At 53.1% G+C, this 26908-nt stretch carries 20 protein-coding genes; 9 read left to right on the forward strand and 11 right to left on the reverse strand.

The genetic code is table 11. The features are described 5' to 3' along the window. Window positions 1-104: 104 nt before the first annotated feature. From AC6I7T_RS29865 to AC6I7T_RS29875, 3 genes are all read right to left on the reverse strand, one after another. Window positions 105-473, reverse strand: a complete 369-nt coding sequence (locus tag AC6I7T_RS29865) for a response regulator (protein ID WP_497791521.1) — start codon at window positions 471-473, stop codon at window positions 105-107. 9 nt (window positions 474-482) lie between these two features. Beyond that, complete coding sequence (locus AC6I7T_RS29870; RefSeq protein WP_497791522.1) at window positions 483-1685, reverse strand: methyl-accepting chemotaxis protein; 1203 nt, start codon at window positions 1683-1685, stop codon at window positions 483-485. Between the two features lie 623 nt (window positions 1686-2308). Then, window positions 2309-3019 (reverse strand): arylesterase, encoded by a 711-nt coding sequence (locus AC6I7T_RS29875; RefSeq protein ID WP_497791523.1) that lies wholly within the window; start codon window positions 3017-3019, stop codon window positions 2309-2311. A 26-nt stretch (window positions 3020-3045) separates the two neighbouring features. Between AC6I7T_RS29875 and AC6I7T_RS29880 the strand changes: the two genes are divergently transcribed. Together AC6I7T_RS29880 and AC6I7T_RS29885 are read left to right on the forward strand one after the other, a co-directional pair. Further along, window positions 3046-3729: an ABC transporter ATP-binding protein gene (locus tag AC6I7T_RS29880; protein ID WP_497791524.1), complete on the forward strand. Its 684-nt coding sequence runs from the start codon at window positions 3046-3048 to the stop codon at window positions 3727-3729. After that, entirely contained in the window at window positions 3726-6290 is a 2565-nt protein-coding gene (locus tag AC6I7T_RS29885) for an ABC transporter permease (protein ID WP_497791525.1), read from the forward strand. The genes AC6I7T_RS29880 and AC6I7T_RS29885 overlap by 4 nt, the downstream gene beginning before the upstream one ends. A gap of 134 nt (window positions 6291-6424) precedes the next feature. Here the strand turns inward: AC6I7T_RS29885 and AC6I7T_RS29890 are convergent, their stop codons facing one another. Both AC6I7T_RS29890 and AC6I7T_RS29895 read right to left on the reverse strand, forming a co-directional pair. Further along, window positions 6425-6856, reverse strand: coding sequence for a hypothetical protein (locus AC6I7T_RS29890; protein WP_497791526.1), 432 nt, complete (start codon window positions 6854-6856; stop codon window positions 6425-6427). A gap of 43 nt (window positions 6857-6899) precedes the next feature. Continuing rightward, entirely contained in the window at window positions 6900-7517 is a 618-nt protein-coding gene (locus AC6I7T_RS29895; protein ID WP_497791527.1) for a hypothetical protein, read from the reverse strand. A gap of 195 nt (window positions 7518-7712) precedes the next feature. On the opposite strand from AC6I7T_RS29895, the gene AC6I7T_RS29900 reads away from it, so the two are divergent. After that, on the forward strand, window positions 7713-8066 hold the full coding sequence (locus tag AC6I7T_RS29900) for a hypothetical protein (protein WP_497791528.1): 354 nt from the start codon (window positions 7713-7715) through the stop codon (window positions 8064-8066). On the opposite strand, the gene AC6I7T_RS29905 is transcribed toward AC6I7T_RS29900, so the two are convergent. The 3 genes from AC6I7T_RS29905 to AC6I7T_RS29915 form a co-directional block, all read right to left on the reverse strand. Further along, the gene (locus AC6I7T_RS29905) at window positions 8051-9442 is read right to left on the reverse strand and encodes a sensor histidine kinase (protein ID WP_497791529.1); all 1392 of its coding nucleotides are present in this window, start codon (window positions 9440-9442) and stop codon (window positions 8051-8053) included. The two genes, AC6I7T_RS29900 and AC6I7T_RS29905, sit on opposite strands and share 16 nt — an antisense overlap. A gap of 1 nt (window position 9443) precedes the next feature. Further along, window positions 9444-10133 (reverse strand): response regulator transcription factor, encoded by a 690-nt coding sequence (locus tag AC6I7T_RS29910; RefSeq protein WP_497791530.1) that lies wholly within the window; start codon window positions 10131-10133, stop codon window positions 9444-9446. Between the two features lie 196 nt (window positions 10134-10329). Further along, window positions 10330-11283: a lipid-binding SYLF domain-containing protein gene (locus AC6I7T_RS29915; RefSeq protein ID WP_497791531.1), complete on the reverse strand. Its 954-nt coding sequence runs from the start codon at window positions 11281-11283 to the stop codon at window positions 10330-10332. A gap of 346 nt (window positions 11284-11629) precedes the next feature. On the opposite strand from AC6I7T_RS29915, the gene murQ reads away from it, so the two are divergent. From murQ to AC6I7T_RS29930, 3 genes are all read left to right on the forward strand, one after another. After that, window positions 11630-12538 (forward strand): N-acetylmuramic acid 6-phosphate etherase, encoded by a 909-nt coding sequence (gene murQ / locus AC6I7T_RS29920; RefSeq protein ID WP_497791532.1) that lies wholly within the window; start codon window positions 11630-11632, stop codon window positions 12536-12538. 80 nt (window positions 12539-12618) lie between these two features. Next, entirely contained in the window at window positions 12619-12966 is a 348-nt protein-coding gene (locus tag AC6I7T_RS29925) for a hypothetical protein (protein ID WP_497791533.1), read from the forward strand. Window positions 12967-13546: 580 nt separating this feature from the next. Then, window positions 13547-14431 carry an aldo/keto reductase gene (locus AC6I7T_RS29930; protein WP_497791534.1) on the forward strand — a complete coding sequence of 295 codons (885 nt, stop codon included), beginning with the start codon at window positions 13547-13549 and terminating at the stop codon, window positions 14429-14431. Between the two features lie 85 nt (window positions 14432-14516). On the opposite strand, the gene AC6I7T_RS29935 is transcribed toward AC6I7T_RS29930, so the two are convergent. After that, complete coding sequence (locus AC6I7T_RS29935) at window positions 14517-15785, reverse strand: ankyrin repeat domain-containing protein (protein WP_497791535.1); 1269 nt, start codon at window positions 15783-15785, stop codon at window positions 14517-14519. A gap of 356 nt (window positions 15786-16141) precedes the next feature. Here AC6I7T_RS29935 and AC6I7T_RS29940 point away from each other — a divergent pair, with 356 nt between their 5' ends. Both AC6I7T_RS29940 and AC6I7T_RS29945 read left to right on the forward strand, forming a co-directional pair. Further along, complete coding sequence (locus AC6I7T_RS29940) at window positions 16142-19009, forward strand: beta-L-arabinofuranosidase domain-containing protein (RefSeq protein WP_497791536.1); 2868 nt, start codon at window positions 16142-16144, stop codon at window positions 19007-19009. A 677-nt stretch (window positions 19010-19686) separates the two neighbouring features. Further along, entirely contained in the window at window positions 19687-21081 is a 1395-nt protein-coding gene (locus AC6I7T_RS29945) for a glycoside hydrolase family 43 protein (RefSeq protein ID WP_497791537.1), read from the forward strand. A 25-nt stretch (window positions 21082-21106) separates the two neighbouring features. On the opposite strand, the gene AC6I7T_RS29950 is transcribed toward AC6I7T_RS29945, so the two are convergent. Together AC6I7T_RS29950 and AC6I7T_RS29955 are read right to left on the reverse strand one after the other, a co-directional pair. Then, the gene (locus AC6I7T_RS29950; RefSeq protein WP_497791538.1) at window positions 21107-22045 is read right to left on the reverse strand and encodes a hypothetical protein; all 939 of its coding nucleotides are present in this window, start codon (window positions 22043-22045) and stop codon (window positions 21107-21109) included. Window positions 22046-22173: 128 nt separating this feature from the next. Then, a complete protein-coding gene (locus AC6I7T_RS29955) occupies window positions 22174-23751 on the reverse strand; it encodes a beta-ketoacyl synthase N-terminal-like domain-containing protein (protein ID WP_497791539.1) in 1578 nt (525 codons plus the stop codon). Window positions 23752-24158: 407 nt separating this feature from the next. Here AC6I7T_RS29955 and AC6I7T_RS29960 point away from each other — a divergent pair, with 407 nt between their 5' ends. Continuing rightward, window positions 24159-26543 (forward strand): TonB-dependent receptor plug domain-containing protein, encoded by a 2385-nt coding sequence (locus tag AC6I7T_RS29960; RefSeq protein ID WP_497791540.1) that lies wholly within the window; start codon window positions 24159-24161, stop codon window positions 26541-26543. Window positions 26544-26908 lie beyond the last annotated feature (365 nt).

The raw sequence follows: 26908 nt of genomic DNA on the forward strand, positions 1-26908 counted from the left end.
TTGGAGTCGTTTGTATACTTCAGGTTGTGTAAATGGTTATTGCATTAACAAGAGAGATGGTTCCCGGCATGCTCTGGGAAATGAGTTGCCGGGATCTCTAGAGGCTAAGGCAATATCAGTCTGGAGACCGCTGTTAACATCTGTGCGGGCTGAAAGGGTTTGACTACCCAAGCTTTTGCTCCGGCAGCCTGACCCTCCTGTTTCCGTTTGTCGCTGGCTTCGGTGGTTAGCATGATGACCGGAGTGAACTTATATAGCGGCAACTTCTTAATCTCCTTTACCAGTCCGATTCCATCGAGATTTGGCATGTTTACATCGCTGATGACCAGATGAATCTTGCGGCCATCGAACTTCGTTAACGCATCTTTTCCGTCGCAGGCTTCAAGGACTTCATAGCCTGCGGATTTGAGAGCAAGTTGGACTACCTGACGCAGAGAAGTGGAGTCATCGACAGCCAAAATTGTTTTCGCCATAGTCGTTTCTCAAAAGAAGGTGATATCTGAGTCGGCGGCGGAATTGACCACTACCTCTCCGTGATGTGCTGCGTGCTGTTGCGGCATGGTGTACGTGTTGGCCAGATCCGATACCCACTGGCCAATATCGATAAGCTTGCGTGTTTCGACTGTGTCCTGCTCCGGACGTAACTCGGGAAGATGATGCTCGAGCTTTTCAATATCCTCTCGAACGTGAGTGAGAATCTGGTTTACGCGATCCTGGAATTGTAGAGAGACGATGAGCTGCGAAATCTCATTCCCGATCTGTTTATTTTCTTCCTGCATGTTGTGTGCGGAGCTGACAATCGCTGTCGAGGTCGAGTGGAACTTGGCTAGAACCTCTTCAATCAAGTGCTCCGAGTTGTTGATGATCTCTTCATCCTTCTGTGAAAACTGTTGTGAAACTTGAAGCGTCGAACCGATGGCATTACTCACGACTCTAACTGTTTCTTCAATCTTCTTGCCCGTTTCAGCCGAGAGCGAAGAGAGCTTGCTAATTTCGCGAGCCACAACGGCAAAGCCTCGTCCCTGTTCTCCGGCATGAGCTGCTGCGATGGCGGCATTAAGAGCAACCAGGTTGCTCTTCTTTGCAATGTCTCCTACATCCTTAGCCATCCGCTGCAGATTCGTTGCCATCTGTCCCAGAGAAGCTACTTCTTTGAGTAGGGAATCGCGCGAGGCTACGGTTGAACGTAAAGATTGAATGATGGAATCGAGCTTTGTCTGGCTCTCGTTCAGCAATTCAATCAAGCTGCTTCCCTCGCTACCTCCTGCCGACTCCTGCGAGGCCTGGACTGTAGATTCCACCCGCTGGGAGAGCTCTGCGAACCGGAATGTTAGTGCATTGATCTCTTCTTCCGTGTGTGTCCTTGCCATTTCAATTTGGCGGCACCAGACAGGCATTACCTCACGGCAGAGATCGTTGAGATTATGTGCTTCTCCTTCTGCTGAAGGCAGTTGGAGAGATTCTTCTTCGAGTTCGGCTTTCATGGCTTCCGGCAAAGGGTGATGCTTCCGGGTGCTGCTCCTGAAACTGAGCAGAGCTCCGGCAATAAGCATTCCAGCAGCCAGAGATCCGCTCAAATATGTAAACCCTCCGGCTACGGGAATCGAGATTGCTCCTGCTACGCCGAGAAGCAGCGTCGGGAGAGATATTCCCCGGCCTCCATTTTGTGCGACACTCTCGGTCAAAATCGTTTCTCCGCCACGATCCGCGCAGCACGGGAAAAGGGAATCTGTTATTCGCTCCAGATAGTCTGGTCGAACAGAATACGGTTATAGAAACTGTTTAGGTTTTGGGGAACTGTTCCACCTATCGGCCCTTTATTAGAGTTCTTTAGGAAAAATTTGTATCTATGAAAGAGCTTTTCTAAATTCGCTGAAAGAGGGTGGAAGATATATACCTCTTTAGTTGTAAGTGGTGGTGTACGAAAGAGATGCAGTAGGTGGTTATCAGGCCGCAAAATGAGTGGTGGGTGTCCGGAATGTAGAGAGAATTTGCGAAAATATTGGCATTCGGAAAGATTTTTCCGAAAATGTTTGGTATGTAAAAAGCAGTGTAGAGCTTGGTGACTAAGGGCTGTTTCTTTGGTAACCGATAAGTGCGGATAAGTTGTACGACTTATATAAGTAATAAGTGACTAATCTGAATTCCAATATTCGATTTTGCGAATATTTAGTAGATGCTTTGGGGTGAATATTGTGAAGGGAAGGTCAGGGCTTTAGCGACTTCAGTCGCAGTAGAGTCTTGCTGCAAGCGCCGCCCATCTCCGTGGTGCGAAACGCACGGAAACCTCCAGTTCTGAGGCTTTCGCCTACTCTTTCTTCAGGAGAGGCGTTATCAGGGGAAGCAGATTCTTTGCAACCTGCTCGTTACCGGTGGCGGTGGCGTGGATGCCATCTTCCTGCATTCTGCCTGGGACTCCGTACACATCCCGTAACAGGAAGGGGAGCCAAGGCAGGCGGTACCGTTTGGCAGCTTCGGAATAGATGCTATTGAACTGGCGGATGTACTCGGGGCCGTAATTGGGCGGCAGGGTAATCCCTCCGAGCACGAGTTGAGCTCCGGCATTCTTCAGGGTACGGATGATCTGGTCCATATTCTCCCGGGTAGCGCTCAAAGGTAGGCCTCGCAGGCCGTCATTGCCTCCAAAGGCCACGATAACGACCTTGGGTTTGAGGGCGAGTACGTCCGGAAGACGGTCTACTCCGTCTTTAGTAGTGTTGCCGCTGATCCCGGCGTTGACCACACGGTAGTGGTACCCGGTCTGGTCCAGGTCCTTCTGGAGATAGTCCGGATAGCTCTTGCCCGGGTCGGCGCCGTATCCGGCGGTGAGGCTGTCGCCAAAGGCTACAATGACGGGACGGCGATCTTCCGGGGCATTTGCTGTGGCAGGTGCAGCGGCAGAAGAGGGAACTGACGACGCCGCATCCTGCGTATCGGTAGCAGGGACGGGCGTGCTGTTTTTCTTGCATCCCGAGAAGCAGAAGGTTGTCAAAACCAGGAGGAGTACGCAGTGTCTCACAGGCCAAATTTATTCGCGGAGTCACGATGATTCAAGTTCGCGGGCTGAAAAAGTCCATTCGCAACGGCTCTCGAACCGTTGAAATTTTGAAAGGCATCGACCTGGAGATTCCTGCCGGGCAATTTGTCTCAATCATGGGAACCTCCGGTAGTGGAAAAAGCACTCTGCTTGGCCTGCTGGCTGGGCTGGATTCCCCGACTGAAGGAGAAATCTGGCTCGACGGTACCGAAGTCAGCAAGCTCAAGGAGGACGAGCTTGCTCTGGTTCGCGGTCGCAAGATCGGTTTCGTCTTCCAGTCCTATCAGCTGATTCCTACCCTTACGGCACTGGAGAATGTCCTCCTCCCTTATGAGTTGAATGCCGAGGGCGATGGGCTATCCCGCGCCCGTTCGCTGCTTACCGAAATGGGCTTGGCCGACCGCATGGATCACTACCCAATCCAGCTTTCAGGCGGGGAACAGCAGCGTGTAGCACTGGCTCGGGCTTTTGTTGCCGATCCTCCGATTGTGATGGCCGATGAGCCTACCGGGAATCTGGATTCGACCAATGGCCAGCATGTCTTGCAATTGCTTCTCGACAGGCAGGAGAAGGCGGGTGCCACTCTGGTTCTGGTTACGCATGATCCTCAGATTGCCGAGCGTGCCGACCGTCGCATTGTTCTGCGAGATGGGCGTGTAGTTTCGGATGTGCTTGCGGAGCTTCGGGTATGAGCGAGGCCACGAAACGCCCGATGAGTTGGAGGCGGGCCGCAGCTATAAGCTGGCGCGAGGGACGTTCGACGCCCGGAAAGTTTCTCTTCGTGATTATCTCGGTGGCGATTGGCGTCGCCGCCCTGGTTGGAGTGCGTGGTTTCAATGAATCTTTCCAGCGGACGCTTCTAGGGCAGGCTCGGGCACTGATGGCAGCCGATGTTTCGGCGCGACTGATGCGGCGGGCCTCCGACGATGAGATGCAGAAGCTCGATGCTCTCAAGAAGCAGGGAATCGACGAAACCTGGGTAACCGAGATGATCTCCATGGCCTCGACGCCTTCCGATCCGGTTCCATTGCTGGTTTCGCTGAAGGCCGTCGATCCGGCGAAATATCCGTTCTATGGAAACGCCGATGTGACGTCGGGCGTAAATATTCGCGATGTTTTGAAGGAAGATACCATCGTCGTCGGTGAGGATCTGCTGATTCGCCTGAAGATTCGTGTCGGCGACACGTTGCAGATTGGCAGAAGCGACTTTCGTATTGCTGGCGTTATACAACATGAGCCGGATCGGCTCACTGCCTCCGCCGGTCTGGGACCGCGCGTGATGATCTCCAGCGCCGGACTCAATCGGACAGGACTGCTGCAGGCCGGGAGTCGGGGAAGTGATCGCTTGCTCTTACGCTTGAGTCCTCAGAGTGGAGACGTTGCAACGATTCGCAAGACGATTGAAGGAATTCTTCCCGAGGCCTATGTCACGGATTTTCGGGAAAGCAATCCCTTCCTGACCGAGCGATTGAATCATGCCACGGAGATGCTCAGCCTGATCTGCCTGGTGGCAATGGTACTCGGGGCAATCGGCGTGGCGATGGCGATGCGCGCACATTTGCAGCAGCATATGGACACGCTGGCCATCATGAAGTCCATTGGCGCGCGCTCGTCGGATATTCTTCGCATCTACGGCCTGCAAACTCTGATGCTGGGTGTTGCTGGCGGCGTGCTGGGGGCCTTCTTCGGCCTTGGCGTCGAATGGATTCTTCCTGCATTTCTGGTTAAGCTGCTTCCGCTTCGTCCTGAGATGCATTTCCCGATCCGCTCCATACTGGGAGGGATGGGGACAGGAATCCTGACGACATTGCTCTTCTGCATCCCTCCGCTGCTCGATGTCCGCCGAATTCGTCCCAGCCTTGTACTGCGGCGTGCTGTGGAGTCGTCGGAAACGCGTGAGACGCGTTCCCGCCTCTCCTGGTGGCGGGAACGCAAGGCGCAGATTGCGGCGGGTGTGGTTCTGCTGCTTGCTCTCGGCGGAGTCGCGGCCGCGCTGTCCGATTCCTGGCTGGTAGGCCGCTGGTTTGCTATCGCTCTGGTCGGGGTGCTGATTGTTCTTCTCTCCCTGGCTTCAGGAGTTTTGCGAGCCTTGCGCTTTCTTCTTGGCAAGATTCGTCTGCACCTTCCCACGGCCTTACGCCATGGCTTGGCGAATCTCTATCGTCCGGGGAACCAGTCTCCGGCAGTGCTTGCGGCTCTGGGAACAGGTGTCATGCTGATTCTGACTGTCTACCTGATGCAGAGTTCGTTGATCCGCGACATTAACCAGACCATCGGTTCCTCAATTCCGAATGTCTTTCTGATCGATATCAGTTCGCGAGAACTGGCTGGCGTTCAGCAGATCCTCGGCGGTCAACCTGGAATCTCCGGGCGTGCCGAATTCCTGCCCGTTGTTTCGGGGCGAGTGAGCGCCATTAACGGCGTTCAGGAAGAACAGTTGAAGCTGCCGAAATACCTTACCCGAGGTTCGGGGTTGACGTGGGCGGACGGAGTTCCTGTCGGCGACCGGGTCGTAAAGGGCAAATGGTGGAAGCCGGGTGCCGACAACGGTGTTGCTGTCGATGAGCGTACTGCACAGCGGCTGCATCTCGAAATTGGGACCCCGATTGTATTTGTAGCAGGAAGCCGCACAATCACGACGCAGGTGGCGGCCATCTATCATTCCGATGGACAGCATATCTACGGTCGCGCAAACTTTGTTTTTCCCGAGAAGGCGCTGAGTGGACTGCCTGTGATCTGGTACGGCGCGGCGCATGTCATTCCTCAGCAGGTTGCTCCGTTGGAGAGTGTGCTCTTTGCGCGTTTCCCAACCGTTACGGTGATCAATATGGCCGATGTCTTTTCAATGATTGAAAGCGTCGCGCAACAGATTACCGTAGTGGTGCGTTTCCTGGCCGGATTCTCAATGCTGGCCGGAATCATGATCCTGGCATCGAGCGTTGCCAGCACTCGCTTCCGTCGCATTCGCGAGGTCGTGGTGCTGAAGACGCTCGGTGCGACAAGACGGCATATCCTATCTGTCTTTAGCATTGAGTTTGTCGTGTTGGGCCTGTTGGCAGGTGTGGTTGGAGTGGTCTTTGCCAATCTACTTACCCGAGTCCTGCTACACAAGATGCAGATGGGCTTCCATGTGGAGTGGTTAGCTGGTGCTCTGGCCCTTGTCGGTACAGGATTACTGGCTACGGCGACAGGCTGGGTAGCCAGCTATCGCCTCCTTGGCCAGAAGCCCCTTGAAGTGCTGCGCGAAGAGTAAAGTCGGAGAGATTCTGGCACCTGTCGTCAGAACGTAAACAAAGACGAAGGAAGGTGGCGGTCAGAAACCGCCACCCGCTTCGCCGATTGCTCCTCTTTGCCATGTCCCAATGTCAAATGTAGTGGACTCCCTCCTCAGTTTTCGCTTCCTTGATTCTGTCTGCGTTGTTTGAATTCCTCGCGCATTTGCTGCTCAAGTTGCGCGTATTGCTGCCGCTGTTGATCGTTCAGGATTGCATTAATCTTCTTATCACTTTCCTGGACGATAGATTTCATCTTGCGCATCTTTTGCATCCGACGCATGGATGTGTCGGCGCGTAACGCGGATAACTGCTGCTGGCGATCAGCAATGATCGGAGTTATCTGGTTCTTCTGCTCGTCTGAGAGGTTGAGTTTGGTTGCCAGGCGATTCACTACAGCTTCCGGAGTGCGGGAAGCCATAGTGCCTTGTTGTGTGTCTTGAGCTGTGGTCGCTTCTTGTCCAAAAGCAAAGGCTGGTGTGAGGGTACCAAAGGCTCCGGCCAGAAGGATCAGATTCAATGCGGAGGAGCGATAAAAGTTCTTCATAAGTACATTTCCTTTAAATTGGGAAGTTAATAACAATCTTTAACTAGCGCTTGCAGGGGATGACATTGCCGCTGGCGTCCATACATGTTGCTGTGTGCTGTGCGCCATCGCCTTTTTGCCAGTTTGTTGTGCCGTTGTAGGTGTTACCGTTCTTTCCTGTAACCGTGGTTGTGCGTTGTCCTGAGGCAGATCCATCGGCATTGCGCTGCGATGAGCCGCTGCTTTGGATCGAACCGTTTGCATCGGAGCCTCGAAAGCTGCTCTGGTGTGTTGCGCTTCCGTCCGGGTTGATGGTGGTTTCGCCAGCGCGTGCAGCTTGTCCATTGGGGCCTTGGATGGCGCTGCCGCTTTTATGTGTGAAGCTGCCATCGGCATTCGAAGTATTGCTGGCTCCGCGAACGCCCCTGGCTCCATTGGGGCCGGAGATGGCGGTGCCGCGATACGCTGTCCGGTCACCCGCTGCGTCAGTTGTGATACCGCGTCCATGGACTACAGCGCCATTTGGTCCGGCGGCAGCGGTGGAGCGGCTGGCGGTTACTCCACCACGAGGATTCAGGTGTGCAGCTCTGCGATGCACAATGGCTTGAGCGTCCACTTCGATTGCGGTTGCCACAAGAACTGCCGTAGTTGCGATTAGCATCATTCTGGAAAAGAGCTTCATTTGCGTCCTTTCTCGATCGGGCAGGTGATTCTACTGATTGCCCGTACATCCTCTTTAACACCGGTTCCGGAGAGGAACGTGTAAGGAAGTGTCAAGAGTTATGGATCTGAGGACAAAGTACTTATCGGGAGGCCCTTGCGGGTACTTGCTATTCCGTCACAATATGAGCAGTGCTGCCATCGGTCTGGAGCTTATATGCCAACAAGAAAGCGTCCAATTGCAGTTACAGGTATTAGTGTCCTGATGATCGCTGCAGGTACATTGACCCTGGCACGTCTTTTTATCGAAGGAAGGAATCATGCTGCGTTTCTGGCGAATGCAGGCATATGGATTCTTCTGGTTGGTCTTGCCGGGATTGTCTGCGGAGTCTTTATGTTAAGAGGCCATAGCTGGGCACGATGGCTGACACTTGTCTGGATAGCTTTCCACATCTTTGTAAGCTTCTTCCATTCCGGACGAGAGATCTGGGTGCATGTGGTTCTCCTTCTGCTTATTGCCTATGCACTCTTCCGCCGTGAGGAACGTGCTTACTTTCAACATGAAGACTGAGGAGATGCTTGCACTCTCCTCTCCGAGTTAGTTGAAGCGGCAGGCAACAGGATCTCCATCGTGAAGCCGCCACCCTCCCGATTCCGGGCGGAGATTTGGCCTCCGTGCAGCAGCACGACCTTCTGTGCGATAGAAAGCCCCAGCCCTGAGCCTCCCGACTCCCGTTCGCGGGCCCCCGAGACACGATAAAAAGGTTCAAATAAGCGGGGAATTGCTTCGGCGGGAACTCCCGGCCCCCGGTCCTGAACTGTGAGCTGCGCCATCGGAGAAGGTCCTGAGCTTAACGAAAGGTTGATTTCTACCGCGGTCTGCGGTGCCGTGTAGCGAAGAGCATTGCGGACGATGTTCTCAATACAGCTGCGGAGCAGGTTTGCATCGCCCATAATCCAGCATTCGTCTGCTTTCCGGATAGCAACCGACTTCCCGGCATTACGGCCTTCAAAGTTTGCATCTTCCGCAACGCTCTCGATGATTGCCCGCAAATTGACGGCGTTTCCGGATTTTATGTTCTGCTGTAACTCCAGGCGCGTAAGTGTAAGGATCTGTTCGATTAAGAGGTGGATGCGATCTAGGTCGAGCTGCATGCGTTCGAGAGCATCGCTTTCGCCACGCCGTGCCAATTCGAGAGAGACGGAGAGACGGGTAAGCGGCGAGCGCAGCTCATGGGAGATGTCGCCTAGCAACTCCTGCTGTTTTTGTAACAGCGACTGAACCCGATCGGCCATACGGTCGAAGTCGCGAGCCAGATCGGCCAGTTCGTCGTTGCGGGGCGGAATGGCAGGAGTGGCTCGCGCGGTGAGTTCTCCGGCTGAGATTCGACGGGCAACGGTCTGCAGTGTCCGGATCGGGGCCGTGATGTGGCGGGCAATGAGCCAACAGAAGACTCCGACCATAATTAAGGCGAAGCTCCACCGGATGATCATGATGAGCCAGCGCTCGCGACTCCAGAAACCTCGCATGGGGTGGACCTGTGCGACCAGGATGAAATCTCCCTGTGGGGTCTGGACCACGGAGGCGGCTGTCCACAAAAGTCCTGTGCGAAATTGCGACTTTCTCGTTTCCTGCGCGTTGTGCAGAACCTGCCTGGTGAAGCGAGGAAGCCCCCGGCCCAGGAGGTCATTCCCCTGGGGATCGAGCAGAGTTGCTTCAATGCCGGAGGTCTTTGCTGCGTCGTCCAGATACTGCTGTAGCAGCGGCTTGCCTCCATGCCGGTAGAAATCGACCGAACTCCGTGCATAGAGATCGATGGTGTGGCTCAGCCAGCGGCGGTTCAGCGGCTGAAGTCCACCAATGAAATTGACTACAACGATTGACAGGGCGACAGCAGCAATCGAGACCCAGAACCAGGTAAGGATTTTGGCGAAGAGGGTGCGCATCTTACATGTCATCCCCGGTGTAGATGTATCCGGTTCCCCGCAGATTACGAATGCGTTCCCGCCCATTCACCAGCGGCCCAAGCTTTTTGCGGAGATTGCTGATGTGGTTATCGATGCTGCGATCCAGTGGCGCAATGGGGCGTCCTAAGGCTGTTTCGGCTATCTCCGAGCGGGTAAGGACCTTGCCCGCCGACCTCAGCAGCAATATGAGGATGTCGAATTCTGCGCCTGTAAGGGAGAGTTCGTTGCCTTCCTGAAGAACACGACGGCTTTTGCAATAGAGTTCGAGATCGTCGATCTTGATTACTTCCGCAGCTGCTTCCGGTTCCTTGCGGCGAAGGACGGCCCTCATTCTAGCCAGGAGTTCGCGCGGGCTGAAGGGCTTCGGCAGGTAGTCGTCGGCGCCGGCTTCGAGTCCGGAGATGCGGTCGGACTCGTCTCCACGTGCGGTAAGCATAATGACCGGGACCTGCGAGGTAAGGCGTATCCGGCGGAGTACCTGACGCCCGTCTCCACCGGGAAGCATGATGTCCAGGATCACCAGCTGATATTTGTTTGTCAGTGCTTCGTTGACGGCTGACGAGGCTTCATGGACAGAGGTAACCTCGAATCCTTCCATATGGAGCAGTCGTCCGAGCGAGGAGCATAGCTCGACATCGTCGTCCACGAGCAGAATGGGTACGGAATTCATGGGCTCTCTGTAACTTTATCGAGTCCGGTCTGCCTGGTGAAAGAAAGAATTGTCAGGAATTGTCTGGATGGAGGGTGGAATCAAGATATTGCCTGGTTCTTGATTCTGGATGGCACTCGGGAGAGCCTCACACGCTCGGCCCCGATTGCTGGTCGAGTCGTGTGGGGCTTCTCGGTTCGCTCTGGGAGAGGGAACTTTACCTTAACCGCGACTGTTGGGATGCACTGGAATATCGTGCCAGGGTTTGAATAAAGGGCTCGGCATCGGCAGGTACTCGGACACTACCAGACAGGAGCTGATTTGTCGTATGCGGTGCACCGTAGAAGGTATCGGTTGCATCCTGATTTTGCGAAACAGAGGTGCCCTTCAGATCGATACCTGCGAGCAGTCCTTTGCTACGCGAATAGGTCAGCAATTCGGCGCCAAGCTTGATATCGGTCGATGCTTCCGCGTTTCGTCCAACGGGTCCGGCAGCCGCTGCAGCGTCTCCGCCGATTTTGAATTTGTCCTTTAGCAGATCCTGCATGCCCTTATCGTTTACGGCAATCAGGACGAGATCGGTACCCTGACCTCCAGCTTGAAAACCAAAGGAGCCACCAGCCATACGAATAAATGCAGGAGCACTCCAGCCATGAGCTGTGCGGCAGGTAACGACGCCCTGGCCATATTCAGCTCCGATGATGAAAGCACCCTTCTTCAGTCCTGGAACCACGGCTACGCATTTTGCTTTGCGCATGATACTGTCCGGGATGCCCTTGTCGGGCGTTTTCATGATTTCGTTGATGACGTTCTTAGCGTTGTCCAGCCTTTCATTGAGCTGCGCCTTGTCGGTTGCAGCCGATGCGGAAAGGGTTGCTGCGGATACAAAAGCCAAAACCATCAAAGCATTTTTTGCACGACTGCGGATCGACACTCCAGAACTTTGGCAGCATTCAGCCGAAGAAAGCTGCACCTGAGCATCGTTGGAGAGTGCACGCCAGTGCGAGAAATGCTCCAGAGGGCGTTTTACTACCGTAGAGAGCTTTGTCAACATCTCTGCTTCCTCCTCTTTCTCCGGATATGGGATGCCGCATTTTCCCAAACGTAGGTACAGCATCGGGCGAGTATTTACAGGGATTCGGTCGGCAATCGTAACAGCGAATGCACGCATCAAATCCTCAATTTTCCCTGATTACGAGACTTCGATAGCTATTGTCCCGTTGTTACAGAGAGGTCAATTTTTTTTTGGCAACGATGCATTGGAAGTTACTAAATTCCATATCTTGCGATATCCGCGTGGACTTTCCCCTTGCCAGTGGCTTCGGTGGTTCTTTGTTCTGTGTTTGGGAGGGATTGGAATATACTGCTTCATCCAAGTCATCTCGACTTTGGCCAGTCCGCAACTGCTTGGTGGAATTCGGTTTTACACTGAGGAGGCGGAGATTTAAACGTTTTACGAGACGGCAGACAGGTTGCCGCACCTCGTTTGTAGGGATTGATTAGGAGGACAGGATATAGTGGCAATAGCATCTATGAGCGACACAGCCAATCTGGTAACGGAACAACGCAACCCCGCCACGGAAAATCTGGATCTCCTTTCCACCCAAGCTCTTATCGAAACCATTCATAACGAGGATGCCTCGGTACATCGGGCGGTCGGGGGCGAACTCGCAAAGATCGCGACAGCCGTTGACCACATTGTGGAGAGGCTTAGCTCCGGCGGTCGGATGTTTTATACCGGGGCTGGTACCTCAGGCCGCCTGGGTGTTTTGGATGCTTCCGAGTGTCCGCCGACCTATAATGTCGATCCCTCCCTGGTTCAGGGGCTGATTGCCGGAGGCGATCACGCTCTCCGCAATGCCGTCGAAGGTGCCGAAGACCGCATGGAAGAGGGTGTCGACGATCTGAAGGCCAACGGCTTCAGCGGCAAAGATGTCCTGGTCGGTATCGCTGCAAGTGGCCGCACCCCCTACGTCGTGGGTGCGCTCCGTCATGCCCGTTCCCTTGGGGCCTATACGATTGCTTTGAGCTGCGTCCCCAATTCTCGAATTGGAGCTGAAGCCGATCTGAGCATCGAGCCGATTACCGGACCTGAGGTGGTCTCCGGATCGACCCGTATGAAGGCTGGAACTGCGACCAAGTTGGTCCTGAATATGCTCAGTACCGCGACAATGGTCCGTTTGGGCTATGTTTACGGGAATCTGATGGTAAACGTCCAGACCACGAACCAGAAGCTGCGCGACCGTGCCGAACGGATTGTAAGGGAAGCGACCGGGATCACTCCGAAAGAAGCAGCAAGTCTTCTACAGGAGGCCGGATCGGTAAAGCTCGCAATCCTGATGCAGCAAAGGGGAATCGATCGCCAGGCGGCAGAGCTCCTATTGCAGAAATCCGAAGGAAATCTGCGCGTTGCACTGGGGCAATAAGATCTGACGGAATCGGGCTTTTTCCTTCTTGCGTGTGGCGGCTGAAAGGCAGATGATAGTCGCCGACGTGGGAGGACTCTATGACGAAAGATTCAATCGACGTCTATTACCTTTCGCTTGATCCGGAGCTGGAAGACGAAAAGCTGACCTGTGTTCGTGCAACAGCAACAAATGTAGCCGATCCCTCACGGCATGTTTCCTCGTCGCTCAGTCCGGCAAGGGCATATGACCTCCTTGAATTTGCGTATGGTGGCGAGCAAGAGGTGGTGCTCTATCAGTTTGAGCAGCTGGAATCCGGCCAGAAGGTGGCTTCTATGTCGGCTGGTGACGACTGCTGCAAGTTTACCGTCAACGAGCTGATTGCTTTTGGCTTCGACGCCAATCGTCTGGAGGCCGTTCATGAGGCCCTGACGAGGTTTGCGGCTTAGCCGGAATTAGATCTTCGTAGCCCCTCGCTTCGCTCTATCGAGGTCGGATCCTCTCCGGCCTCGGTAGAGAAAGAGGCTGACACTGTGGTGTGTGCCTCTGGTAGATTGCTCCTCCCACGGGAAAATTCAGTGCGAGTAAGGCTTCTCTGTATTTCAGATTTACCGGACTACATTTGGAGATGTCCACGGAAAGTATCCCGGAGGGATGCTCCGAAAGTAGCCACGGGTGTAGCGCAGCGAAACCCGTGGTGACGTACAAAAAGACATTGCCCGCCCCGTAAGGTGGCGGGGCGAAATCCTTGCCATCCAGCGAAGTAAGATTCGTTCCGCCCCATCCGGGGCGGAGATATTTGGGGGGAAGCTAACCCCGCGCTCCCATCCGCAGAGCGGACTCCGCACGGGCTATTGGCGATTCGCCCCTAATGGGGCGAGGTTGTGCAGTTTCTACATTTACCGCACTAAGTTGTTTCAGAGATATTTCTCATCGTCATTGCATGCTAATCCCGCCAACTTATAGATATCCCAAATCGTGGTAACATCCGAGAAATAGCTGGCATCAGGTTCAGCTATGGAGGTCTAAATGAGCAGCTTTTCCCGGCGCGACTTCCTCAAAGGATCACTTGCTGCTGGAACGATAGCCAGCATTGGAACGCTACCTCTACGAGCGGCACCCCGCACGGCTTCGGATGTTGTCACGCTCGGTAAATCTGGCATGAAAGTTACACGGCTTGCCTTCGGCACCGGCAGTGGCAATGGTTATGTTCAGGCTTCTCTTGGCCAGAAAGAGTTCAACCGCCTTGTTCACTATGCTTACGATCACGGAGTCCGGTTCTTTGAAACAGCAGAGGCCTATGTAACTCCAGCTATGTTGGGTGAAGCGCTCAAGCCCTTCCCTCGTGATAGCTATCAGCTTATGTCCAAGGTGACGACAAGTCATGGAAATGATCCACTAAAGCGCTTCGACGAGATGCGGCGTATCTCCCAGACGGAATACTTTGACATTCTGCTGCTCCATTGGCAGCACACGCCTACCTGGGTCAGCGATACGGCCCGTTGGCAGGACGGTATCCAGGAGGCACAGGAGAAGAAGATTATCCTGAAGCGTGGCGCATCGGTTCATGGTCTACCGGCCTTGCGTCAGATGCCCGGCAATAAATGGCTCGAAGTTGCGCTGATTCGCATTAACCATAAGGGCACGCGCATGGATGGGCCAACCTGGGAGGACAGCTCCTACCCGGATAGTGTTAGCGAGGTTGTTCAACATATCAAGCAGGTTCATCAGCAGGGAACAGGCGTTATTGGGATGAAGCTTATCGGTGATGCTGCGTTTGTCCGTAGGGAAGATCGTCAGGCCGCAATGCGCTTTGCCTTCCAGAATGCCGGGATCGATTGTGCAACCGTCGGTTTTAAAAACACGCAGGAGATCGACGAGGCCATCAGCAATATGAATCTTGCTTTGGCCTAAAGGTCATTGGTTTTATGCCATCCCAGAGCCGCCTTTCCTCGGAATGGCGGCTCACACCATAGTGGCCGCCAATTTCTGAGATACCTTAAGCGTGTCCTCCGTGTTCACGGATCAAACGCATTGCTTCTGTGTTGACGAGCTTTTTGAAATGGAAGCGTTCTCCCCAGCTAAGTGGAGTAACATCGCGATATTCATGTAATCCTTTAATCTCGTAGCCGGGATGCAGCTCTTTGCGTAGAGATGCGCGAGCATTTGGATCGGCTCCCCGGTCAAGGAGCAGACGTGTGAACGCTGCTTCCGGGGTGTGGCCAAGGTGATTGTTGCGGAAATTTGTTTGCGAGACGACGGTTGCAAAAAGAGCTGTGTGGCCGCCGAAGCCATCCTCGTCGATTGCAGCTCGTGCATCGACGTTCATCCCTTGATCTAGCAGCCAACGAGCAATTTCGATTTCGCCATAGTCAGCACAGATATGAAGTAAGGTAGTCCCTGAAAGTGGAGTTCCGTGGGTCATCATCACTTCGTCTCCGCAGCCAAGCTGCTCTGATGGGAAGATCTCTTCGTGGCTGAACGTTCGCCGAAGCAGATTGGGATCACGCCGAAGATGATCTTCGAGAAGATCGATACGGCCTCGATGCAAAGCCATGGTGGGAGTGTCTGGTAGGGAGAATCCGTGTTCTACATACGACTCCAGGATGCGATGTTTGGCGAAAGAATCCCGGCTATCGGTTCCCAGGACAACGCCAACAGGAGCGAGGCTGTGCCCCTGTTCGTCATAGACGCGGGCACCGAGTTCGAGCAACAGTTCTGTTCCCGCAACGTTGAGAGTGTAGGCTGGTCCGTCTAACGTGCCATCTGCAGGGCGGGGTGCGCCCATCATGGTGTGGAGCTTGCGTGCCGTCTCAATATGTCCTTGCAGGCAGGCGCGTTGAAAGGCATATTCCAGGTCGGAGGCGCCAAGTCCCCGAAGCATTTCGATGATGGCATCCTGCCCGACATTCGCTGCATAGGAAAGAGGCGGTCCCCAATTGCCCTTAATGCCACGCGCATCCTCGTTGAGTAACTTGGGATCGCTTAACACCAGCAGACGAACTCTTTCGGTGTCTCCCTTCCAGATGGCATCTGTCATGCGACATGCTGTTACCAGGCGGGGCCAGGAGGGAAGTCCATAGCTTCTGGCAAGAACAAGCTGTGCATCGGCAAGCTTCGCTTCGGAGGGCTCGACAAGACGAAGGTGATACTGCTGTAAATCGGCAATAGCCTCGGGGTCGTTTGAGCGTATCGACTTTAGCAGCTCTTTGGCTTGGCGTTTTAGTTGATCCAGGTTCGGACGAACGGGAAAGTGACGTTGCGGCATGACGGACCTCCTTGATAGTTGTGCCCGTGGTCCGCCGTCAGGCAAAAGGAGATACGTATGAATCTTGTTGTAGAAACTTCACAGGTGGACTCGGTCCTCTTCGCGGACTGGTGGCGGCCTGTACGCCGGAATCAGTGTACAACGGATGTCTTCGGGATGGTTCTTTTCAATTTCAGCTTATGCGGGGGCACTTAAGAGCTTCCATTTCTTCAAATTAGAGAGAAAAGGCTTTCTTCCTCTTTCGAAGTGTTGTTATATTGTCCCGAACACGATTCTGGGTAGATTTGCGGCCTGAACGGAGTATGGTTTCAGCAAACGCTTTCTGAATCGTAATTGCCGGTACGAACGAGAAGGTCATGTCAAAGAAGATTTCTATTGATCGTGAGGGCAAGGCGCCCTCTGAGGCAAATAATTCCATGGAGCACCTGGTCAGTCGGCGCACCTTCCTTGCTGGAGTTGCAGGGACCGCGGTAGCTGCCGCTGCCGCCGGACCTCTTACAGCCAATGCTCTGGCGGATGCTGGTGCTACACCGGTCAATCTGGCCATTGTGGCAACACCCTCGGCTCTCTACACCTCCGGCGACACGAAATTGTCTGCACTAAACGATGAGTCGAATCCCGCGAGTTCGAGAGACTATCGCGTCGTTCCTTTCGGAACCTGGCCTCGTACGGATAAGCAGTGGGTCCAGTACGACTGGAGCAAGCCGGTAACTACCAGTAAAGTCGATCTTTACTGGTGGGAAGATGGACGAGGCGTTGGTCTGCCTGCCTCCTATCGCGTGCTTTATTGGAATGGTAAGGATTTTGTTCCCATTTCCAATGCCAAGGGCCTGGGCGTTGCCGGAAATCAGTTCAATAGCACTACCTTCGATCCGGTGACGACCGATAAGCTGCGTCTGGAGATAGAGGGCGACGGCAAGAAGTCTATCGGCATCCTCGAATGGAAGGTGCTCAGCTCCGGACAGGTGCCTGCGTTCCCTCCGATCACTGAAGCTGGTCTGGACCGCGTGGTTGTGCTTGGCGGTCAGACTTACCTGGCCGGTAAGGCGAAGTGGCTTGAGCCTTCCGTAATGAATCGCGCGGTCTGGAGCAAAGTCTCCGGACCTGGAACCGTGACCTTTGCCAACGCTGCTGCTTCCGAAACAACGGCAAAGTTTTCTGCCCCTGGAGAATACATCCTTCAATTGATGGCAGGGCGCGGCAAGGAGACATCCGTTTCGAAGCTTCGTGTCCAGGCCGAATCGGCTCCTCCGAAGGAGCGTCTGGACGTGGTCTACACAACGAAGTATTCGATTGATAATCCTTTCTGGAACAAGAGGGCAAAATCGCTCATCACCAGCTGGATTCCGCAGTGTATCTACTACTGCGAGCGCACCGATTTGAAGCCCGGTAATGGTGACGGAGGCATCGACAACTTCATCGAAGCTGCCAAGGCTCTGCGTGGAGAACCGCATGGTAAGCACAAGGGCTATGTTTTCTCTAATGCCTGGGTTCATCAGACGGTCGAGTCGATGTGCATTGCGCTGATGGTGGATGCCCAGGGTGATCAGGAGATCCTGGCAGCACAGGCAAAGATGCGGGAGACCATCGATCGCTGGATTCCTATCATTCTCTCGGCACAGGAGCCCGATGGCTACTTGCAGACTGCTTATACCCTGGAAGACCGCTCGGAGTGGAAGGAACACTGGTCGCCCGAGCAGCGTGGTAACCATGAAGGCTATGTCGCCGGATACTTCATCGAATCCGCCATCAATCACTACACACTGACCGATGGCAAGGATCTGCGTCTCTATAATGCCGCCAAAAAGCTGGCCGATTGTTGGGTTGCCAATATCGGACCGGGAAAGAAAGAGTGGTTTGACGGGCACCAGGAGATGGAGCAGGCGCTGGTTCGCTTCGGGCGCTTCGTGAATGACATGGAAGGAAATGGTCGCGGTGACAGCTACATTAAGCTTGCCCGCTTCCTGCTCGATTCCCGTCGTGGCGGGCAGGAGTACGACCAGAGCCATCTTCCTCCGATACGTCAATACGAGGCCGTGGGCCACGCTGTCCGCGCCGTCTACTTCTACTCGGGCATGGCCGATATTGCTGCCGAAACGGGCGACATCGATTATCAAAGTGCCGTGATGTCGCTCTGGGACAACATGGTTAACAAGAAGTATTACGTAACGGGTGGAGTCGGTAGCGGCGAAACCTCAGAGGGTTTTGGTCCGAACTATTCGCTGCCGAACGATGCGTATTGCGAATCCTGTTCCAGCTGTGGATTGATCTTCTTCCAGTACAAAAACAATCTTTCCTATCATGATGCTAAGTTTGCCGATCTGTACGAGGAGACGATGTACAACGCTCTGATGGGGTCGGTGGATCTGGAAGGGAAGAATTTCTGTTACACCAATCCTCTTGAGGATACGATTCGCACGCCCTGGCATGTTTGCCCCTGCTGCGTCGGAAATATCCCGCGTACCTTGCTCATGGTTCCGACGTGGAGCTATGTGAAGAGCAAGGATGCAGTCTATGTGAATCTCTTCATCGGTAGCCGCGTCAATGTTGGCAAGATTGCGGGAACTGAAGTAGAGATGGTGCAGAAGACGAATTATCCCTGGAACGGGACGGTCTCGATTACCGTTAATCCCAAAGAGACCAAGACCTTTTCCGTTTATGTCCGTGTTCCCAACCGCCAAACCAGCAAGCTGTACACCTCGACTCCTGAGTTGCGTGGGTTAAAGAGCTTTGCTGTAAATGGCAAAACTGTCACGCCGCACATCGAGAAAGGCTATGCCGTCATTACGCGCGAGTGGAAGGCGGGCGACAGCATCAGTGTCGAGTTTCCAATGGAAGTGCAGCGTGTCAAGGCCGATCCGTTGGTCAAAGCCGATGTTGGAACCGTCGCTCTACGTTATGGTCCCCTGGTCTATAACGTTGAGAAGGCCGATCAGCCCGATGTTACCCAACCTCTCAGTGCTGCTCCACTAAAGGCGGAGTGGCGTGAAGATCTGTTGGGTGGACAGATGGCGATTACGGGTAAGTGGAAGGATGGTTCGCCGCTGCTGGCTATCCCTCACTATGCCCGCATGAATCGTGTCAAAGGCGGCCCGGAGGTCTTGGGCGGTACTGTGGATTATGCTCCAGGTTCGGCAAATGGCGGTTCTTCAGAGAATGCCGAAGCACAAGGCCCACAGCATCCACCAGTCCGATCACAGGTGTGGATCAAGGACAAAGCTTAGAGCAAAAACAGCGTTACGGTGTTTTTGCCCGAATATCGATGATGTGCAGGTTCTCTTAAGGGAAAACCTGCACAAGGATTTGTATATTTAGAGAAAGAAGAATTAAGAGAAGTGAAATAGTAATACAAGTGATTCAGCTTGTTTTGTGGCATTGTGTCAGGGCTGGCCTTCAGGCCAGCCGCAGCAAGTCTTATAAGAGTGAATAGACATTTTCGGTAACAAATGCAGCGTGAGGTAGGGCTGCGCGAACAGTTACAAGACACGACTTGATTAGTCTTGGATGTGAAGAGGCAATGGCAGAACGCGGGAACGGCTATAGGTTTAATGCTTTTGCACCTTCATCAACATTCGTTACCGAGAATGTCTCACACCCAAGGAAGACAGCTTTAGGCAGGACTGAAGTCCTGCCCTGACACACAGCCGAAGCCAATTCGCCTTTACGATTCCGGCTGTATTCAGGAGAAAGCTGCTCTTCACTCGACATGGAATTCACAGCATTTGGGAAGGCTTTGAGCCCTCTCCTCCAAAAGTATTTCCCGGAAAGACGTAGATCGAAGTAATAGAGGTTGGCGCGGCTTTCCATCAAAGAAAGCCACTCTTTACCTAACTTAGAAAGTTCACAGTATTTCGGGAAATGCTGTAATTCGGAATCTCATTCACTAACCTTGGGGACAGCAATGAGCTTACATTCTTACTTACGACATCTCGCCATCTCTTCGCTTGCCATTTTCCTACTGCCCTGTCTTTGTCGCGCGGAAAATCCTATCATTCAAACCAATTTCACAGCTGATCCTGCTCCCCTCGTTTACAAGGGAACGGTATACCTCTATACCAGCCATGATGAGGATGATGCCACAGGATTCAAGATGGTCAATTGGAAGCTCTATACCTCTACAGACATGGTGAACTGGACTGACCATGGCACGGTGGCCTCTCTGGCGACCTTTCCGTGGGCTGTGCAGACCAACGATGCATGGGCGCCGCAAGTTGTGGAGCGGGACGGAAAATTCTACTTGTACACACCCATCAGTGTGCCCGGGTGGCCTAAAAATGTGATTGCGGTAGCCGTGGCCGACAGCCCCTTCGGCCCTTTCAAAGATGCACTCGGTCATCCCCTCATTGATAAAGCCGCGGACAATATCGATCCAACCGTCTTTGTCGACGATGATGGTCAGGCTTATCTTTACTGGGGCAATCCGAATCTCTGGTATGTAAAGCTCAACAAGGACATGATTTCGTATTCAGGTGGCATCGTGAAGGTGGATTCTAAGCCCGAGAACTACCAGGAAGGCCCATGGTTTTACAAGCGGGATGGCAAGTATTACATGGCCTATGCGTCACACTGCTGTCCGGAAGGCATTGGATATGCCATGAGCAACAGCCCTGTCGGTCCTTGGGAATACAAAGGCATGATCATGGATTCGGACAAGAGGTCGTCTGGCAACCACCCAGGCATCATTGATTACAAGGGACACTCTTATGTTTTTGGATTCCATTACGTGCTCAATTTTTCATTAACAGACGTACATCGGGAAAGACGCTCCATTTGTGCTGCTAAGTTTAACTACAATTCCGATGGCACTATCCCTACTCTCCCATGGTGGGACAAAAAGGGCGTCGAGCAGCTTGGCACCCTGGATCCGTATCGCCAGAATGAAGCTGAAACCATTGCATGGGAATCTGGAGCTCTCAGTGGCACTTGGAAGACCGGTGTAAGGACCATGCAGAGCGACAAGATCGGTGTCTATGTCACCCAAATAAATAATGGCAGCTATATCAAAGTTGCGGGCGTGGATTTTAGTAAGTCGTCCGCCTCGACGTTTACGGCCAGCGTTGCCAGCGGTTCGAATGGTGGATCGATTGAGCTACATCTGGATCGTACCGATGGGCCTATGATTGGCTCATTGCCGGTTACCTCGACCGGCGGATGGTACAGGTGGGAAACCTTGACGGCTCCCGTTTCCAATGCAACCGGAATACATGATCTCTATTTTGTGTTTAAAGGAGATCCGGGTACACCACTGTTTAACTTCGATTACTGGAGATTCGATCGAGCAGAATCCCATCACTAGACACTATGCCTCCCCCCTTTATGAATCACTCTGCTGCTTTCGCAGTGTGTGGATTGGCCGGGATGCAGCTATCACCGGCCATTCTTTTCCATTTTGATCGGTACGGAGTTTGATTCATCCCTTCGAGCCAATCTGCGTCCATCATGGTCCCGCCCTTGGATGGAGTGGCTATAAAGGTGTGAGAACAGCAAAGTCCTCCGTAGGCGTTCCGCGTGATTTTGGTCTCACCGGTAATTGACGATTCGACCTTTAATAACTCGCCGAAATATCCCCCCGAATCAGGGCGCTTCGTGATCGTGGGTGAAAGTAAGACTCGACCCATGGCCTTGAGTGAGTCGAACCATCCAATGTATTCTCCGGGTGCGCCCTGTGCGATATGTAAACAGCTTAGGGTTACTCCTTCGGCAGAAGACCAGGTGCCAAGGAACCAGGCATTGCTCCCTGTTGAAGAGGATGTAGGCCGTCGCAATGTTACCTGGGTATCGAGGGGACCACGATGCACTCGTCCTGTCCATTTGTCTCCGGCGATATGCTGCAAATCCAAATCCAGGAATGATGAGTGTAGTGTCAGACGTCCGTTTTCATAGCGTAGCCCGCCTTGCAGGGTATCACTGCCTCCAGTCCCATAGCCGGGAGTGAATTCTCCACTTGTTCGTTGATAAAGACGTGCTTGAAGAGAGACCCACCTCAAAGGGGCGCCAACAAGCGTTGTTGCGTTCGGGGGAGCAGAAACGGAGAGCTCAAGTTGCAAGCCTATCACTCCGCCGTCCTGGTCAGAGGTTTCCCATATGCCGGATAACTCTTCCGGGTGAGTTACAGGTCTTCCTAGATAAACGCTTTGCTCTCGTGGCTCTTGTGGATTGAGGGTGGTCTGCGCGACGGTATTCCTTGAGCAGGCAATTGCGAGCAGACTTGAGGTAATAAGGAGAAGTGCAAGCGACTTGGAAGGCGGCCAATACTTCATGCTGTCTTTAGACACCGCAAGCGAGTAAATGTTCGCGGGATTCTAAGTTGGTTTCTCCGTGGATTGAAATGTGCGAGTGCAGAAACCCGGGAGGCTGTAAGTGTAGACTCCCGGGTTGAAAGAGTTATTTACTTTTTGAGCGGACGTGATACTACGCACGCGTTTACGCCACCTATGCCCATGGAAAGCTTTCCGGCAAGCCCTGCTGGAGGTGTGCAGGCTTGGGTGAAGACGAATTCGTGGTGGAGTGCTCCAATTGTCTTATTCAGCTCGTCCTTTGTTAACGGGGTGGGGAAGAGATGGCCTGCTTCAAATCCCATGTACTGTGCTGTTAGTTCCCAGCCGCTACCGGCGCCCATGCCATGTCCGAAGGTTCCTTTCCGTGCAGTAACGAGCACCGTTTCAGGAAGCATTGTTCGTAGCGTGCTGAGCTCCGCATAGTCGCCGGGAGTTGCGGTGGCGTGCAGATCCCATGTTCCAATGTCGCTGGCTTCTGCGCCGCCTTCTTCCAAGGCTTGTCTGATCGCGGCTCTGGGGCCTTCTGCAGACGGGGTAATGATGTGATGCGCGTCTGCGCTTACGCCAACTGCAACCGGCTCCATCCCGATGGGCTCAAAACCCTGGCTGATCATATAGTCCATATCGCCGACAATCCAAACGACAGATCCTCCCGCTACGTGAGTTCCTTGGAGATGAGTTAGCGGATAGGATACTTTGCCGGTTGCGGCCAGAACCCTTGCCGCATAGAACGAGCCAACCGTCAGCGGATGCGGTGGAGGATCGGTGGCTCCGACTACAACAATTTTAGCGTCTCCACACTGGATAGCTCGCATGGCCAAGCGAAGTGCAACTCCAAAGGTGGAGCAAGCAGCGACAGGCGCAAAGCTGAGTCCGCTGATCCCGGACAGGATCGATATCTGTGCTGCCGGAGTATTGTGAATGTTCCAGATGAGATTGGGCGAAACCTTCCAGGGTGGTTCGGGCGACTGCCATTTTCCTTGAAGACGGGCGTGGCGTCTGCTTCGTTCTCGTAGAACATTGAGCTTACTGTTCTCAATTTCTCCCTCGACGCTCAGGCTGTCGATGCTCGCTGCTTCCGCCAGATATTCGGCTAACTCCGGCGATTGAGCCATCCAGAAAACATCCCATTCCGGTGAACCTTCTTCCATTGGCGTGGAAGGTGGGGAGTATCGATGCGGTGTACTGGCTGCTGCTTCGATATCCTTACCGGCGATGCGATCCTCCAGATACGCAGCGATTGCCGAGTTCTTATCGGGGCGAGCCCAGAAGGTATTCCATCTTATTTGAGCTTCGTGGAGAGCGATGCTGCTCTTATAAACCGTGTCGATTGCGCCCAGTCCTGTCCCGACATAGACGTGGGTTTCTCCTCGAAGATCGCGAAGCAACGGCTCCAACGCTGGGACTTGTTCGATAGCTTGAATGAAGGCTCCGATGGCATAGAGCGATGGCAGATCCATCTTTTCCTTCAGATTCTGGAAGTGCCGCGGTGCAAAGCGTTCGTCGATCCAGGGCCGATAATCCTCGAAGTTGAATTCCGGCTGCCCAACCAGAAAATTGTTCGGTCCGAAGCCCTCAAAAGGAGATAGCCAGGATTCCGATCCTTCCAGATTTTTTCTGAAAGCAGTAATGTTTGGAGATTTAGGAGCAACGAGGCCCCAGGCAAATACACCTACTCTTTTATTCATGCAGTTTCGTAGCTCTTTCCGACAGCCAGGACAAATATCCGCATGTTCGTTGTAGGTTGTCTTCGATTACAGGGAGTAGTGCGGGGAACTCGATATATCGGAGATCTTCCATCTGTCCAACATACCGGATTGTGACTGAATGTTGTCAACTGCCGCGGCACTGTACCGCCGGCGTCCTCGCCAGTTGTCGTGGAGGGTCTCCAGGCCCTCCACTTGGGAAGACGGGAACAGAACGATACTTCCATTTCCTATGCTGCATCGCCTGTGTGGGCGAGGACGCCCACACGACAGCCGGCCTGGAGACCGGCGGTACAAAGGGAATACCTATTGGGCAATCTTTTTTCTTTTTGTTTTCAGGAATTTGGATTAAGCTGTTGTCACTTTTAGTTGTAACGTAAAAAAGACATATGAAATTTATAAACGACACACCGAAATTGCTTATCCTTTGGGTCCTTGCGCTTGGGATGTCGTCTTTTGCGCAGAATCGGCCTTCTGCGACTTGGTCCGACGATCTGCATCAACTGGAGGCTGTACCAAATTCGCAGGAAGTGACGCGGATACGTGCTGAAGTTGAAAGCTGGCTGAAGCAACATCCGAATTCGAAACTCTCTCTTGCTCCAGCGCCGGCGCAGCCGTGGACTCCGGAGCAAACAACGCAACAGGCACAGAGTCTCCATCTGCTGATCGAGGCGATTCTGAACCAGGATCCCAATCATCCATTTCATTTGGGCATAGCAGAAGTGCAGGTAACGGGTAAGAGCTCCGATCTCTCTTTGGTTACGACTTCGATCGATCAGAGCACCATCCGCCAATACAACGCCGTGACTGCGGCCAAGGCTCTCGACTATCTGCCTGGAGTATCGATCCAGCATATCGATGGCAACCGAAACGAAGCAGGCATCACGATTCGCGGCTTCAGTTCGCGTGGTCAGGTCCCGCTCTATCTGGACGGAATTCCGATTTATGTTCCTTATGACGGCTATGTCGACTTCAACCGCTTTCTGACCAGTGATCTTGCAGAGATCGATGTTTCGCGGGGAATCTCTTCTCCGTTGTTGGGACCGAATGGGCTGGGTGGTTCGATCAACATGGTGACTCGCGAGCCGGTAAAGCGTTTTGAGGGCGATGCGTTGATGGGAACGGCTGCGGGCGACAGCCTGTTGTCTTCGCTCCATCTGGGTTCTCTGTGGCCAAAGTTCTTTGCCCAGGGTTCGGTCGACTGGTATCAAACGGACTATATGCCGCTCTCGGGCAACTTCGTCCTGAACAAGTATCAGCCTACCTATGAAAGAAAGCAGTCCTATACACAGGACGCAAAGTACAGCGGACGTATTGGATGGAGACCCAAAGGCGAAGACGAATATGTCTTCAGCTTCATTAATCAAAAGGGCCAAAAGGGCGTGCCCCTCTATGCCGGTCCAAATTCGACGGCAACATTCAGAAATTTCTGGAAGTGGCCTTATTGGAACAAGACCAGCTATTACTTCCTCTCCAATACTGCTGTAGGCGAACAGAGTTGGCTCAAGTTCCGGGCTTTCTACGATCAGTTCCGCAACAGCATCGATATGTACGATGATGCGACCTATTCGACGATGAAGAGCAGTTCCTCCGAGCACAGTCATTATGACGAGCACACGGATGGGGCATCGATGGAGTTTACCAACCACAGCATCGCTCGAAACCAGCTCGGCGCCTCGTTTTTCTTTAAGGACGACACACATCGCGAGTATGGAACATATCCAGGAAAAGCTCCCTATCCCTTTGTACAACCTGCATTGGTTGATCGCGACCAGCAGATCTCTATTGGTGTGCAGGACAACTTTACGCTTAGTAAGCGCCTTTCTATTTCTGCAGGATTCAGCGCAGACCATATGAATGGCTTGCAGGCTCAGGCCTACAACTCAGCAGGCACGAAGTTGATGGCTCTAACCTGTACTACGGATCCAAAGAATACAAAGTTCTCCGGCTGCACGTCACATGTGTGGAACTACAATCCGCAGGTTACGGCAACGTATGGCATTTCCTCTAGCGATACCGTATTTGTTACTTTTGCCGATGCTGCACGTTTCCCGATGCTGAAGGACAGTTACTCCTATAGCATGGGAAAGGGGCTCCCCAACCCGGATCTCCGTCCGGAGCACAGCCGCAATTGGAACATCGGTTATACGCACCTCTTTCCGGCTACAACGCGGCTGGAAGTAGTGTTGTATCGCAGTGATTTAAGAGATGCGATTGAGACGGTCTATATTCCCGATTCCAATTCTCAGTGTCTGAACAACACCGGTGGACTGAAGGGATATTGCAATATGAATGCAAACATCGGGAAAGAGGTGCATGAGGGCGTGGAGATCGGTATTCATAGCACTCCTATCTCATGGCTCACCATCGATAGCAGCTATAGTTATCTGAACCGGACTCTTGAGTACAAATTCTCTGACTTTGCAAACGTGAGTCAGGTGAATACTACCGTTCAGACCCTGCCTACATTACCGAAAAACAAGCTCATTGGCAGCCTTACAACTAGATTGCCGCACAAGGCAATTGCGAATGCTCTTGTTCATTACGAAGGAGGTCTGACAATGCAGGATACGACTTACGCCAGCACGTCTCCTTTCTACAAACCCTTTAGTTCATGCTTTAGCACCGTAGAGCTAAACGGCTCGATCCCGTTCTACAAGACGGCGACATTGCAGACGGGAGTCAAGAATCTTCTCGATAGGAACTACTTCTTTGTTCCTGGTTATCCCCAGGAAGGAAGGAATTGGTATTTGAACTTGCGATATCAGTTCTAGATTTTATGGTCTCCATGGAAAAAGCTGAATCATTCCGCTTGCTCCACACGATTTGAGAATTTCAAGAATCGTGTGGAGTTCTTTTTTGTACAGTCTGAGACCAGCCCGAGGTAACTTGCTGTCCCGGTTTGCTGCAGCGGAAGCTGCAGTCGTAATTAATTCCGGATCGCTTGTCTGCTGTTCATTTGCGGACACACCCATTCCTTTTCGGACATAAGTAACAGTAATGTTGCGTCTTAATATATGATTCCAGGATATTTAGAAGGCTTCTCTTTTGGGCTGTGAATTGCTCATGAGGGTTTCCAGTCTGGCATTTCGCACAGATCTTTTCTGTGGCGAAATATTGGATGCCGAGGTGATAGGCA

Source organism: Humiphilus diazotrophicus (assembly GCF_059726315.1).